The 14942-nt window shown below is 37.7% G+C and carries 13 protein-coding genes; 7 read left to right on the forward strand and 6 right to left on the reverse strand.

Features of this window, described 5'->3' with window-relative positions:
• Window positions 1–4: 4 nt before the first annotated feature.
• Window positions 5–1789, reverse strand: a complete 1785-nt coding sequence (locus tag ABJH90_RS14365) for a Na/Pi cotransporter family protein (RefSeq protein ID WP_348140524.1) — start codon at window positions 1787–1789, stop codon at window positions 5–7.
• A 101-nt stretch (window positions 1790–1890) separates the two neighbouring features.
• Between ABJH90_RS14365 and ABJH90_RS14370 the strand changes: the two genes are divergently transcribed.
• From ABJH90_RS14370 to ABJH90_RS14385, 4 genes are all read left to right on the forward strand, one after another.
• Window positions 1891–2616 carry a DUF6503 family protein gene (locus ABJH90_RS14370; RefSeq protein ID WP_348140526.1) on the forward strand — a complete coding sequence of 242 codons (726 nt, stop codon included), beginning with the start codon at window positions 1891–1893 and terminating at the stop codon, window positions 2614–2616.
• An 82-nt stretch (window positions 2617–2698) separates the two neighbouring features.
• Window positions 2699–3673, forward strand: coding sequence for a CAP domain-containing protein (locus ABJH90_RS14375; RefSeq protein WP_348140528.1), 975 nt, complete (start codon window positions 2699–2701; stop codon window positions 3671–3673).
• 98 nt (window positions 3674–3771) lie between these two features.
• The gene (locus ABJH90_RS14380) at window positions 3772–4278 is read left to right on the forward strand and encodes a nicotinate-nucleotide adenylyltransferase (protein WP_348140530.1); all 507 of its coding nucleotides are present in this window, start codon (window positions 3772–3774) and stop codon (window positions 4276–4278) included.
• A gap of 241 nt (window positions 4279–4519) precedes the next feature.
• Window positions 4520–5026 carry a nicotinate-nucleotide adenylyltransferase gene (locus tag ABJH90_RS14385; protein WP_348140532.1) on the forward strand — a complete coding sequence of 169 codons (507 nt, stop codon included), beginning with the start codon at window positions 4520–4522 and terminating at the stop codon, window positions 5024–5026.
• 93 nt (window positions 5027–5119) lie between these two features.
• Here ABJH90_RS14385 and nadD read toward each other — a convergent pair whose 3' ends face one another.
• The 5 genes from nadD to ABJH90_RS14410 form a co-directional block, all read right to left on the reverse strand.
• A complete protein-coding gene (gene nadD, locus ABJH90_RS14390; RefSeq protein WP_348140534.1) occupies window positions 5120–5704 on the reverse strand; it encodes a nicotinate (nicotinamide) nucleotide adenylyltransferase in 585 nt (194 codons plus the stop codon).
• 82 nt (window positions 5705–5786) lie between these two features.
• Entirely contained in the window at window positions 5787–6368 is a 582-nt protein-coding gene (gene gmk / locus ABJH90_RS14395; protein ID WP_348140536.1) for a guanylate kinase, read from the reverse strand.
• The gene (locus ABJH90_RS14400) at window positions 6368–7225 is read right to left on the reverse strand and encodes a YicC/YloC family endoribonuclease (protein ID WP_348140538.1); all 858 of its coding nucleotides are present in this window, start codon (window positions 7223–7225) and stop codon (window positions 6368–6370) included. The genes gmk and ABJH90_RS14400 overlap by 1 nt, the downstream gene beginning before the upstream one ends.
• Window positions 7226–7293: 68 nt before the next feature.
• Entirely contained in the window at window positions 7294–8106 is an 813-nt protein-coding gene (locus tag ABJH90_RS14405) for a DUF1080 domain-containing protein (RefSeq protein WP_348140540.1), read from the reverse strand.
• 159 nt (window positions 8107–8265) lie between these two features.
• Window positions 8266–9318 (reverse strand): sugar phosphate isomerase/epimerase, encoded by a 1053-nt coding sequence (locus ABJH90_RS14410; RefSeq protein ID WP_348140542.1) that lies wholly within the window; start codon window positions 9316–9318, stop codon window positions 8266–8268.
• 150 nt (window positions 9319–9468) lie between these two features.
• Here ABJH90_RS14410 and ABJH90_RS14415 point away from each other — a divergent pair, with 150 nt between their 5' ends.
• The 3 genes from ABJH90_RS14415 (at window position 9469) to ABJH90_RS14425 (ending at window position 14935) form a co-directional block, all read left to right on the forward strand.
• Complete coding sequence (locus ABJH90_RS14415; RefSeq protein ID WP_348140544.1) at window positions 9469–11172, forward strand: GMC family oxidoreductase; 1704 nt, start codon at window positions 9469–9471, stop codon at window positions 11170–11172.
• An 18-nt stretch (window positions 11173–11190) separates the two neighbouring features.
• Window positions 11191–11655: an ASCH domain-containing protein gene (locus tag ABJH90_RS14420; protein WP_348140546.1), complete on the forward strand. Its 465-nt coding sequence runs from the start codon at window positions 11191–11193 to the stop codon at window positions 11653–11655.
• 67 nt (window positions 11656–11722) lie between these two features.
• Window positions 11723–14935 (forward strand): glycoside hydrolase family 2 TIM barrel-domain containing protein, encoded by a 3213-nt coding sequence (locus ABJH90_RS14425; RefSeq protein ID WP_348140548.1) that lies wholly within the window; start codon window positions 11723–11725, stop codon window positions 14933–14935.
• Window positions 14936–14942 lie beyond the last annotated feature (7 nt).

Consider the following 14942-nt stretch of genomic DNA (forward strand, 5'->3'; position numbering starts at 1 on the left):
TTTCCTATGTTAGGACTAACGCGTCCTTCTCTTTTTTGTCTGTATCCTTGGTCTCGTCTGAAGACGTTTCAGAATGTCCATAGAGTATTTCGGCAACTTCGATAAGTTCTTTTATAAGACTGTTCAGATTATCAGTATCATTCACAAGAGAAGAAGCCATATCTGTTGTTATTAAGTCTTTTCTAATTAGCCTGTCAATTTCCAGATTGCTTTTATGTATATTCTCTTTCGCTTGTCGTCTTAACTCAAGTAGCTTTTGATGATATTTCTCTTTTTCTTTTTCCGTACGGAATAAATAGATAACCCGTAATACTTTAACAACCTTTTGCCGGAACGTATTATACACTTTTTTGATGTTTTTATTATCCGAAGCTAAATATTTGGAAACATTATTTCCCAATTCAAGCACATCGCGAATTATTTCAACCATTTTCCTATTAGCCACTTTAAGTTCCATAATTTGATTGTTTTGTGCATCAGTTAATTTCAGGTTACTTTGGGCATGTACGGCAAACTTTATTATTTCTCCATAAATAGTTTTTACTTTTCTCAAATACAATGCCCGTACATCCGTTTTAAAATCCTTCGTAGATTTTTTGACCACAGTTTTCGGTTTAACATCTGATATTATATCTTCCCGGTGAATATTTAACGCATGTGCCACGATTTCAAAAATGGCATTCTTATATAAGTATTTGGTTTCCTTAATAAGAGAGGCAATTGCAGTTTCCGGATAAAGAAGCATTTTCCTATCCAAATATTTTGGTTCTTCAATGGCCTTTTCCGGATCAAGTTTCTCTGGAACCATTTTTTCTACCAATCGGGCAATGGGTTTAATAAACCAAACCAATAAAAATGTATTCAGAACATTGAATACCGTATGGAATAAGGAAATAGCAACTGGTACAGCCGCAGCACTTACAAATGGAGATGCAGAGCCCAATTTCTGTACCATCCAGCTTATTAACTGTAAAAATGGATAGAACAAAGCCAGCATCCAGATTACACCCAAAACATTAAATATAAAATGGGCCCTTGCCGTTCTTTTTGCCTGGTAATTGCCTACAATTGCCGCAATATTTGCCGTTATGGTCGTGCCAATATTCTCTCCCAAGACCATGGCTGCTGCCATCTCAAAAGGGATCCAGCCCTGTGCGGTCATAATCAGTGTTAGTGCCATTGTAGCACTGGAAGATTGGATGATGAGGGTAAGAATGGTGCCAATTAATAAAAAAAGAATTACCGACAAAAATCCCGCATTCGTGTACCTTGAAAGAAATTCCAGGATTTGGGGATTATCATTAATATTAGGCATGGCTTCCTTTAAAAACTGTAATCCAATAAACAAAATGGCAAATCCTATGATAAATCCTCCCCAATTTTTTGTATTCTCTTTCTTTGAAAACGTAAATAAAAACCCAAAACCCACTAAAGGGAGGGCTATGGCACTCATGCTTACCTTAAAACCCAGGAGTGTTATCAACCATGCCGTAATGGTAGTACCTATATTGGCTCCCATAATTACACTTATGGCCTCAGGCAAGGTTAGTAAAGAAGCATTTGAAAAGCTTACCACCATAAGCGTAGTGGCGGAGGAAGATTGTATTACAGATGTAATGAGAAACCCGGTTGCTATACCTAAAAACCTGTTAGAAGTCATGGCTGCAAGAATAGACCGCATTTTATTCCCGGCCAGCCTTAACAAGGCATCGCTCATTACTTTCATCCCAAAGAGGAATAACCCCAGGGAGCCGATCAATTGTAAAATATCTGTAAAACCAAATTCCATATATCTACAGCTTGTCTATTTTTTAAATTTAAGTAAACTAATAGTTAATTCTAGTTAAATTTAAGATATTGTAATTCTTTGTAATAAGAAAATAATAAATCATGACAAAAGCTTTCTTAGTGTTATTGTGCACTTTGAGTACAACTATTCAATTTGGGCAGGATCTTGCTCCTAATCAACTGCTTAACAAAGCGATTGCCTATCACGATCCACAAGGAAATTGGGATAATTTTAAAGGGCAACTTTTCATTACTATGGAGACCCCTAATAGCAGCGATAGGTTAAGTGAGATAACCATTGATCTGCCTCAACAATATTTTAAATTAGTCGCTAAAAAAGACAACATAATTACAGAGCAAATAATAAATAAGGGAAATTGCAAACTGTTACTTAATGGTTCTGAAACCATATCCGAGGATGAAACTAAAAAACACAGATTAACATGTGAACGTGGCCAGACTATGAAGAACTATTACACCTATTTATACGGACTTCCAATGAAATTAAAAAACCCGGGAACCTTGTTAGATCCAAAAGTATACCGGAAAACATTTAAAGGCAAAATCTATGAAGTGATTAAGGTAACCTATGACGAAGCTGTAGGGAAAGACACCTGGTATTTCTATTTTGATCCGGCAACTTATGCCCTCGAAGTCTATCAGTTTTACCACGATGAAGAAAAAAATGATGGTGAATACATAATTCTTAGTGGTCTGGAAGATATTAACGGGATTAAAATTCCAAAAACAAGGGCATGGTACTACAATAAAGATGATAAATATTTAGGTACGGATATCCTTACTAAAACATCTACATTAATTGAATAAATAAGATGCTTGTTCCGTTCATCGAAAAATAAATACCATTTTGGTAGTGACTGCGTTATTTGGAAAGCAATAAGTCATTACTATGAAATTCCCCTCTTCTTTGTCGGCCTATTATTTCCTGTTTGGTTTTAGCTTGCTCTTCTTTATAGCTTCATGCAGTGTAGACGCATTAGAGCAAGATGGCATCCAACAGATAGAAACCGAGCAAGAAGTACCAATTGACAATGTTGCCCGCTTAGAGGCAAAAAATCTTTATTCTGATTATTACCTGGCTTCTCAAACCTCCGGATCAGACAGTTCATGGACTGGCGACGAGCCTGCCTGTAACCCAGGAAACGTTCCGGAACTCACCAGGGCTAAAATACTGCAGCGACTAGATTACTACAGAAAGGCGGTAGGTTTAAATAATATAATTTCAGAGAACATGTCGAAAAGTGATAAAGCCCAATTGGCAGCTTTAATTATGAATGCTAATGATCAGCTAGACCACGACCCACCTTCATCATGGAAATGTTACACTACTGAAGGTAAAGAAGGTGCAGGGAATTCACTTCTGACCATGACAAAAAATGCGGAGGCTATTGATTCCTATATTAGAGACCAGGGTGCAGATAATGGCCCCGTAGGCCATAGGAGATGGTTGTTATGGCCTCGATTACAAGAAATAGGTATTGGCAACACAAATAGGTCCAATGCCGTATGGGTACTGGGAAATTCAGGTACTCCGCCGTCTGACGCCCCTGAATTTGTCTCGTGGCCACCTGAGGGATATGTCCCAAATCGACTTGTTTTTCCAAGATGGTCATTCTCAATTGCTGGGGCAAATTTCTCTTCTACCACAATTTCAATGCAGGATGCAAATAGCAATACTATAAATCTTCAAATTGAGGCATTAAGCAATTCTTACGGAGACCCTACCGTTGTTTGGATACCTGAAAACATAAATACCAATGTGACTGCCGATACCTCCTATACAATTACCCTTAAAGATGTGGCGATTAACGGGGTATTAATGGATTATTCCTACCAGGTTACCGTATTTGATCCCAATAATTGAACTGACCAAGATCATTTCATAAGAATATAAGCTTTTATACTTTTAACCAGAGTTACGCCACAAAGCGTAAAATTTATCAACATCTAAAATCTGGAATTATGAAAAAATTTATTCTAAGTTTATTGGTCATTGGCCTAGCTAGCCAGGTATATTCACAAATTACCAAAGTAGAAGAGCTATCTGAAGTTGTAGTTACAGCAGTAAATTACAAGTATTTAAATCAAACCGATAACAAAGTGGCAGCAGTACCTGTTCAAATGCTGCAACGTAAAGTTGCCGCCTATGACGTAACAACAAAGGATTATTACCAGGATGATTATGATTTCTATACCGTAGAATTCTATATCCCCGATGGTAAAATAGTAGCCGCTTATGATACTGATGGCAAGATTTTAAGGACCATTGAAAAATTTGATAACATAAAACTACCAACCGCTGTTTCTAAAGCATTGTTAGAGCGTTTCCCAAACTGGGATATAGTAAGTGATGTTTATCGGGTTACCTATTCAGATAAAAAGGGTGCCAAAAAGCATTATAAACTCAAATTGAAAAATGGGGATAAAACAATGAGGGTTAAGGTAAACGAAGATGGTGAGTTTCTGTAGATAGTAGCTTAACTCATTCTGATTATGGTTGCCAATATAAGGTAACTGTAATCCCGAAATAAAAGGTTCTGTCCCGGATATGGATTGAATCTTTTATTTTTGGCAGTTTTCTAGAGCAATTCAAATACCAAAGCAAATTCTAACCGATAGAATTCATTTTAAGAGAATAAGAGAGCGCATATCTTCATTACAATAGAACCAAAATGAAGTTGCTATTTAATAACATTTAAAATCTAATATCATGAAAAAATTTATTTTAAGCTTATTGGCTATAGGTCTATTTAGCTTCGTGTATTCGCAAGAAGCTAAGTTAGAGGAGCTATCTGAAGTTGTAGTTGAAGCTGTGAATTACAAGTATTTAAATACAACAGATAACAAAGCAGCGGCAGTGCCTGTTAAAATGTTGGAACGTAAGGCGGCTGCTTATGATGTAACTACCAAGGATTATTATCAGGACAATTATGATTATTACTCTGTTTCATTTGTAATTCCAGATGGGAAATTAGTTGCTGTTTATGGTCCCGATGGTAAAATTCTAAGAACCATTGAAAAATTCACTAACATTCAATTACCGGACGCCGTAAGAACGGCGCTACAGGATAGATTCCCAAGTTGGGAAATTGTCAAGGATGTTTATCGAATTAGATATGAGGATAGAAAAGGTGCCTTAAAAAATTATAAGGTTAAGTTACAAAATGGGGATAAAACAATGAGAGTGATGATGAGTGAAGAAGGAGAATTTCTATAATTCTTGCTGCATTAGTAGTTAAAGTTTACCCCTGATGTTGCTAAGTTGGAAGGGCTCGGTGTCTTGAACATCGGGCCTTTCTTATATTTGTTATTATCTATAAAAATTCATGTCATCCAAATAAGTCCATACCGCATCTGGTACCATTGGTCTTATATTCTTACCCAACTTATGTTGTTTGCGAATAAATGTAGACGAGATTTCCATAATGGGTGCATTTACCGAATGAATTCTTGGATGCCCTCTAAATTGGTGATCCGAAGATCCATCAGAAATTCGGGGATAAACATAGATGTCATGATTTTCCAATATCACTTCAAAATTTTTCCACTTATGGAATCCCTTTAAATTATCCTCTCCCATTATCAGGCAAAATTGGTTGTCATTTCCAAACTTCTCTCCTAAATGAACCAACGTATTTATGGTATAATTTGGTTGAGGTAAATCAAATTCTATTTTGCTTGCCTTAAGTTTAGGATAATTATTTACTGCTTCAAACACCATTTGGTAGCGATGGTTATTATCCAGTAAGGTCTTCTTAACTTTAAAAGGACTCTGTGGTGTTATCACAAACCATACCTCATCCAAATCAGAAAACTCAACCAAGTAATTGGCAATTATTAAATGTCCAATATGTATTGGGTTAAATGTCCCGAAATAAAGACCAATTTTTTTCATTAAGAATGGCTATATTCTATTTGTATTATTATATAACAGGAGAATTTGTCTAACCCATGACACGGCCTTTTCCGGGCCGGAGCTACTTTCTCTCTATCCCAATAAAATTTGCAACTAAATTATATGCCTCATTAAGTGCAGTATCCAAATCGTAGTTTTTTATTACTTTATCAAACTGCGGAGAGGTAGCTAATTCCACCGAAGCTTTTGCAATACGCATATTAATTTTATCCTCACTCTCTGTACTGCGCTTCTTAAGTCTTATTTTTAGTTCGTCTACACTTGGTGGTTTTACAAATACTGCCAGCGTCTTATTGGGATATTTCTTTTTAATCCGTAAGCCACCTGCAACATCAATGTCAAATATTACATTCTTACCTTCCGCCCATAAACGCTCCACTTCACTTTTTAATGTCCCATAAAAATTATCTCGATATACTTCCTCCCATTCCAGGAAATCATCATTTTTTATATGACTTTTAAATTCATTTATAGATATAAAATAGTAGTTTACCCCATGTTCTTCTGCACCCCTTTTTGGTCTTGAAGTGGCGGAAACGGAAAATGCCAGATTTAGTTCCTCCTGCTTCAACAAATGTTCCACAATCGTTGTTTTACCGCTTCCTGAAGGAGCGGCAAAAATAATAAGTTTACCTCCCTTCATTAAAGTACATTGAGCATTTGTTCTTTGATCTTTTCCAACTCGTCCTTCATTTGTACTACCAGCTGTTGCATAGGCGCGTAATTAGCCTTCGAACCTATTGTATTTATTTCCCGCCCAATTTCCTGACTGATAAAACCCAGTTTTTTACCATTGGAATCAGCAGATTTCATTGTCTCAATAAAATAGTCTAAATGGTTATCCAATCGCACTTTCTCTTCTGTAATATCATATTTTTCCAGGTAATAAATCAGTTCTTGTTCAAAACGGTTAGCGTCTACTTCAGTCTTTAGATCGGCTACCGCCTTTTCCAATCGCTCACGAATTGTGGATAACCTATCCGGGTCCATTTGAACTACATTTTTCAAAAGGCCTTTTATGGAAGAGATTCTCGCCATAAAATCTTTTTCAAGCACTAGGCCTTCTTCCGACCGAAAATCATTTATCTCTTTTAAAGCATTCTCCAATGTATCCTGTATGATTTTATATTCGGAGTCATCAATATCTTCCCGATCGGTTTTAAGAGCATCAGGCAATCTTAGAGCCATTTCCATTAATCTTATGTCATCCCCTTCTGCGATTGACCTAAGCTGTTTCATATATTGTCTTAATACGCCTTCATTTACTACTGAGGTGGTTTCGTTTCCAGTAATTTCCACGTATAAACCAAAATCTATTTTTCCCCTGATCAACGAGCTTGCAATTGTCTTTCTCAGTTGCAATTCTTTTTCCCGATAGGCCGAAGGCATGCGGGCATTGATATCCAGGCTTTTACTGTTAAGGGATTTTAATTCAATGGTGATTTTTTTAGATGGAAGCTGCACCATATGCTTCCCGAACCCCGTCATGGATTGGATCATAAATTGTCTTTAATTTTCGTAAAGGTACTAAAATCTCAAAGTGAATTTTTAGTGTACAGGCAATTTTACTATAATTCCCTAATCCATATATTTCTGAAGCTAACACGGCTATTATCGCCATGATCCTGAAGCATCAAGGGCCCTTTGCCGTGAGACGGATTTTTTGGCCATCCTGTGTAAGGAGTAGTTCCTTTAATCTCTACATGATCCTGTACAAGTACCCCATTGTGAATTACTGTAATGGTTCCAGATTTAATTTTACCCCCTTCTGAATTAAACTCGGGGGCGCGATAGATAATATCATAGGTATTCCATTCCCCGGTAGGCACAGAAGCTTTCGCCAGAGGCACATGTTGTTTGTAAATTGAGCCTACCTGGCCATTTACATAAGTGTCATTATCATTATTATCTAAAACCTGAACTTCGTACAGGCCCGATAAAAATATCCCACTATTTCCACGGTTCTGGCCATCCCTTTGCACTTCAGCTGGAGACTTCCATTCAATATGTAACTGCACATCCCCAAATTTTTTTTTGGTCTGTATATTACCTGTTGTATCTTTTACTGTCATACTGCCATCATCATTCAGATGCCAAACTACAGCAGAACTATCATTAACCATCTCCCATTTATCAAAATCGCTACCATCAAAAAGAATAATAGCATCACTAGGGGCCCCGTTATTTCCTTTTGGGTTTACTGTGGGTGGAACGGGTTCATAGAATTCTGTCTGCTCCGGTTCTGTAGGTTCTTCCCCCATGTATTCCTTGTAGACTATTACCTCATCAGTAGTGTCTTCATGAAGCCTTGGCGCATCATGAGATCTCTCTTTACAACCTATAGTCAAAAGTATAAGTAACAACAAATAGTATCGATTCATAATTATAGTTCTTTTATCTTAATATTTCTATAGCCTATACTTATCATTTCGCCATGATCCTGCAATGCGATCTTCCCGCTTTGGTGCTTTCTCCTTACAACCGATTAAAAGGCGGGTAAATAAAATGATACTTAGTATATTTTTCTTATTCGTATTGTTTTAAATTCCCAATATTTTTTTGAGCATTTCTTTATCAACAGCACCCCCCGCAAAATCATCGAATGTTTTTTCCGTAGCTTCAATGATATGATCCTGTATAAAGATAGCTCCTTCACGGGCTCCCTGTTCCGGGCTTTTTATACAGCATTCCCATTCCATCACCGCCCATACATCACATCCGTACTGGGTAAGTTTCGAAAAAATGGTTTTGAAATCGATCTGTCCGTCTCCAAGAGAACGGTACCGACCTGCACGTTCGCCCCAATCATTATAGCCTCCAAAAGCTCCTTTTTTACCGGTGGGGTTAAATTCAGAATCCTTAACATGAAAAGATTTAATAAATTCGTGATAATGGTCTATATAGGTAATATAATCTAGTTGTTGTAACACAAAATGGCTGGGGTCATAAAGTATATTTACCCTCTTATGATTCCCTGTCGCCTTCAGGAATCGCTCAAAAGTATCCCCGTCGTGAAGGTCTTCTCCGGGGTGAATTTCATAACATACATCAACCCCTTCCTCATCATAATGATCCAATATTGGCAGCCATCTTTTTGCCAGTTCTTCAAATCCCATTTCCACCAATCCGGGTGGTCGCTGAGGCCATGGATGCCATGTGTGCCATAATAAAGCTCCGGAAAATGTGGCATGCGCACTTATTCCTAATCTTCGACTTGCGGTAGCCGCCTTTTTAACAACATCTATTGCCCATTCCGTACGCGCTTTTGGATTATTTTTTACAGCATCCGGAGCAAAATTATCAAACATAAGATCATAAGCGGGGTTTACAGCCACCAACTGCCCTTGCAAGTGAGTAGACAGTTCAGTAATCTCTAATCCGTAGGAATTAATGGTCCCCTTTAGTTCATCGCAGTAGGTCTGACTTTCAGCTGCCTTGTCCAAATCAATTAAAAAGTTTTCCCAGGTGGGTATTTGAACCCCTTTATATCCTAAGTCGGACGCCCATTTACACATGCCGTCCAGCGAATTAAACGGGGCTTTACTATCTACGAATTGTGCTAAAAAAACAGCGGGTCCTTTAATTGTTTTCATGGTATGTTTCTTATTTGTTAATCAAATTTGCATTTTATTAAGTTTCAAAAATTAAATCCTATATTTAATGGGTAAAAATTCAACTATTATTTCTTCACTTGGGAAGTGTTAAATATAGCGATTACATCAGAATTAATGTAAAAATATAGCATGAATCAGAAGGAGAAATATGACGCCATTGTTGTAGGTACCGGTATAAGCGGAGGATGGGCTGCCAAAGAATTATGTGAAAAAGGTCTAAAAACTCTGGTCCTTGAACGAGGACACATGGTAAAGCATATTAAAGATTATCCCACCATGAATATGGACACATGGGACCTTCCTAACAATAATGAGTTATCCAGAGAAGACCGGAAAAAATATCACAAGCAACGGAGAGTAAACTGGGCACCTAAAGAAGATGTAAAACATTTTTTTGTGAACGATTTGGAGCATCCTTATGTGGAGACAAAACGTTTTGACTGGATTCGTGGTTACCATGTAGGAGGACGTTCTTTAACATGGGGGCGTCAGAGTTACCGATGGAGTGATCTTGACTTCGATGCCAATCTAAAAGAAAACATTGGGGTAGACTGGCCGGTGCGTTACAAGGATATCGCTCCGTGGTATGATAAAGTAGAAGAGTATATAGGGGTTAGTGGAGAAAAATTGGATTTAAGCCATCTCCCCGATGGTAAGTTTCATCCACCAATGGCTCTAATGTGCCCCGAGGAAGATCTAAAAAATATACTATCTGAGAAATTCGATGATGGCCGGTTACTCACAATAGGGCGTGTGGCGAATATTACTGATAAAGAGGGTAATATAGAAGGTAGAACTCCCTGCCTGTTTAGAAACAGATGTTGGCGTGGATGCCCTTTCGGTGGCTATTTCAGTAGTAATTCTTCTACTCTACCCGCTGCCGAACGAACAGGAAACATGACCTTACGGCCAAATTCTATCGTTTATGAAATTATCTATGACGATAATACCAAAAGAGCAACAGGAGTCAGGGTTATTGACAGTGAGACTCATGAAAATTTTGAATTTGAAGCAAAGGTGATCTTCTTATGTGCCTCTTCAATGGCCTCAGTGGGAATTCTTCTGCAATCGAAATCAGAACGTTTTCCAAATGGCATAGGTAATAATCATGACCAATTAGGCAGAAATATAATGGACCATCACTATCAATTAGGTGCTTCTGCTAAAGTAGAAGGACATCTGGATAAATATTATAAAGGCAGGCGACCAAATGGGTTTTATATTCCGCGCTTTGTAAATATGGATGCAAAGACCTCAAAGAAAGAATACCTGAGGGGTTTTGGTTACCAGGGAGGAGCCAGTAGAGAGGACTGGACGGCTTCGGTAGCAGAACTCAATTACGGTAAAAAACTAAAAGAGGCAGTATTAAAGCCCGGAAATTGGGAAATCGGTGCTACCGGATTTGGCGAAATGCTCCCCTACCATGACAACAGAGTTACTTTGAGTAAAACCGAAAAAGATCAGTGGGGATTACCACAATTAGACTTTGATGTTGAATTTAAAGAAAATGAATATAAAATGCGGGAAGATATTATCAAACAGATTACGGAAATGTTTAATGCTGCAGGGTTTAAAGACATAAAACCTTATGAAAGAAGTACCGGCCCGGGTCTTGGCATACATGAAATGGGTGGGGCGCGCATGGGATGGAATCCAAGAACGTCTGTGGTTAATAAACATAATCAGGTTCATGACGTGCCTAATATTTATGTGACAGATGGTGCGTTTATGACATCTGCCAGCTGTGTTAATCCATCGCTTACTTATATGGCTTTTACCGCCAGGGCAGTCCATCATGCGGCAAAAGAGATAAATGGAGATAAATTTTCTTAAACCAAAAGTGTATATAGTATGAAAAATGCATCAGCTAGAAATTTATGGGGAGACTATTTAGATAATCACCTTGAGTACGCATTTTCACATGAACCCAAAGTAACACATATTGGTGAAAATGAAAAAGAAGTAAAGGAAACACTTAATTTAATCCTATCAGGAAAAAAAAGAGCTACTTCTCATTCCTTATTAGGGCTTCAATATAGAAAAGAACCGCTTCCCAAGATTGGAGATTTTACCGTACTCACAGATTGGAAAGGAAATGCCAAATGTGTTTTAAGAACAGTGGCCGTTCGGCTTAAACCATTCTTTAGTATTAGGGAATCTTATTCAAAAATTGAAGGTGAAGGTGATTCTTCCATAGCATACTGGAAAAATAAACACTGGGATTTTTATACCAGAGAACTGGAAACTTATGGACGAGTCCCAAGAGAAAGTATGATCGTTGTATGTGAATATTTTGAAAAAGTATTTGAAAGATAGACAACTACGTCTTTCTTCTTAGAAGTTTGTTTATCTTGGAGAATCCATTTTTTAAACGAACACATTCATGCACATTTTAGAGTCCAATAAGAAAAGTTATAGGTTTTCTGCAACTCTAATAGGTCTCTTCCTTTTCTTGGTTACAAACGCCCAGGTCCCAAAATGGGAAAATGCTGAATGGGAGAATCCTGAAATATTTCAAATTAATCGAGAAGCGCCAACAGCTTCTTTTTACCGGTATGAATCCGTTAAGAAGGCACTGGAAAATGAAAGTTGGGAGAACTCTGCTTTTTATCAATCTTTAAATGGAAATTGGGATTTCAAATATGTTGAAAGTGTTCCTGAAAGGCCTATTGATTTTTTTAATTCTGATTTTGATACTTCCGCCTGGGACAAAATCTCTGTTCCCTCTAACTGGGAACTGGAAGGATATGGTATTCCTATATATACCAATATAGTTTATCCGTTCCCCAAAAACCCTCCTTATATTCCCCATGATGAAAATCCTGTAGGAAGCTACAAACGTAATTTTGAAATTCCCCAAAATTGGACCGGAAAAAACATATATCTACACTTTGAAGGTGTAAGTGGCGCTACATTCGTTTGGATAAATGGAAAAGAGGTCGGTTATAGTGAAGGCAGTAAAACACCTGCTGAATTTGATATTACGCAATACATTCAAAATGGGAAAAATTCGCTGGCTGTCCAGGTATTGCGCTGGTCTGACGCCAGCTATATGGAAGATCAAGATTTTTGGCGTCTCAGTGGTATAGACCGTAATGTTTACCTATATGCCACAAATAGAACAACCCTTAAAGACTATAGGGCCATTGCGGATTTAGAAAATAACTATACTGATGGTAAGCTCAACCTTAATTTACAGATCAATACTTCTGACAAAAAAGCCAAAGGATATCAAATACAGCTAAAGTTATTAGATGGTGATACCGAAATCTATGAAGAAACAAAAAAAATTGACCTTACAGAAGGGAACAATACACTAAACTTTGCTAAGAAGATACCATATATAAAAACTTGGTGCGCTGAAAAACCTTACCTCTACACCTTATTATTTGTAGTCAAGAATAAAAAAGGAATGGTTACCGAAGCTATAAGTTCAAAAATAGGTTTCCGAAAAGTAGAAATTAAAAACAACCAATTTTTGGTCAATGGCCAACCTGTACTTATCAAAGGAGTAAACTTACACGATCATGATGAAGAAACGGGACACGTTATTAGTGAAGAACTTACACTAAAAGACATGGAAGTGATGAAACGTAATAATATAAATGCGATTCGTTGTAGTCACTATCCCAAGAACCCATTCTTTTACAGGATGGCGGATAAATATGGATTTTATATTGTAGATGAAGCCAATATAGAAATCCACGGAATGGGTACTACCAATCAAGGCCTTGATAGAAACGAAGCGGCCAAAAAAATTCACCCAGGCTATAGACCGGAATGGAAAGCCATGCACCTGGACCGTACTATTCGCATGTTCGAGCGTGATAAAAACTATACCTCCATTGTTATTTGGTCCCTGGGAAATGAAGCGGGTAATGGTCAAAACCTTGAGGCCACCTACGCTTGGTTAAAAGCCCATGACTCTACAAGACCAGTGCAATATGAAGGTGCAACAAAGTATGCGAATTCTGATATACAGGCACCTATGTACGCCACGATAGAAACGAGCATAGCCTATGCCGAAAACAATCCAAAACGTCCCTTTATACAATGTGAATATGTGCATGCGATGGGGAATAGCGTTGGCAACTTTCAGGATTATTGGGATGCCATAGAAAAGTATGATGTATTACAAGGCGGATTTATATGGGATTGGGTAGATCAAGGCCTCAAAACCAAAAATGAGGATGGCGTTGAATTTTACGCTTTTGGTGGGGATCTTGGTGGACAAGATCTTCAAAACGATGATAATTTTTGCTTAAATGGAATCGTAAACCCCAATCGGTCTGCACATCCCTCCTTATATGAGGTGAAAAAAGTTTACCAATACGTGAAATTTGACTCTAAAAATCCAAAATCAGGGAAAATTAGCCTGACCAATAAATATGATTTTACAAATCTCTCGGAATACGATTTTTCCTGGAGGTTGATGGAAAATGGAATTCAGATAGCTAAGGGCAACCTACCTGAGGTAGATATAGTTCCTTATGCATCAAAAGAAATACAGCTGGAACTTCCTGAACTTCCAAACACAAAATCAGAATATTTTTTAAACATTTTTGCCACAACCAAAACAGCTACCCCTTTAATCCCCGAGCATTTTTTAATAGCCTATGAACAATTTCAATTAACCGATTACACACCCGCTATTTTTGAGAATAATATAGAAGGATTATCAGTAAGGAAAGAAAATAACACAATCAAAGTCTTTGGAAATGGATTTGAAATTGGCTTCAACAGCGCTGATGGTACCCTTGTTACATTGGATTACGGTCAAGGTAACATTATTAAAAATGGACAGCGCGTAAATTTCTGGCGTGCACCGACCGACAATGATTTTGGCTACAAGATGCCCATGAAACTAAAAAAGTGGAAGGAAGCTACCGATAATCAAAAACTAGTCGCTTTACAGCTGAACCCCAATGGAGGGAACAAAGTAATGGATGTAGTAAAATTGACCGACAATCCTTTTAAGGTCAAAAATGAATTACAGTTGATCGCTACCTATGCATTGCCCTCAGTTGAAGGGCAAGCAGCTATAACATATAGTATCAACTACAAAGGGGAAATATTGATAAGTACTCAGCTAACGGGTATTGATGAAACCCTTCCCATTTTACCGCGATTTGGCAATAATTTTGTTATCGATAACGCCTATGAAAATGTAACTTGGTATGGCAGAGGAGCCCATGAAAACTACCAGGACCGAAAAACTTCGGCCTTAGTGGGATTGTACGAGGCAAAAGTCGAAGATTTATATTATGAATATATTCGTCCACAAGAAAATGGTAATCGCACCGATGTGCGCACACTTTCTTTTACCAATGACAACGGAAAGGGAATTTTAATTACGGCCCCTACTACTTTTGGGTTTAGCGCACATCACCAATACAATTCGGATTTTGATGAAGGAGAAGAGAAACAGCAACGCCACACATTTGATATTCCAAAACGAGATCTGATAAACATCAATATAGACCAAAGCCAAATGGGAGTTGGGGGAGATAATAGTTGGGGGCTAATGCCACATAAAGAATATCAAATACCTGCTGCCAATCTATCGTTCATATATATGATACGGCCAATACAATAAAAGAAAA

Source organism: Eudoraea sp., assembly GCF_039969275.1.
In the GTDB taxonomy this organism is placed as follows: Bacteria; Bacteroidota; Bacteroidia; order Flavobacteriales; family Flavobacteriaceae; genus Eudoraea.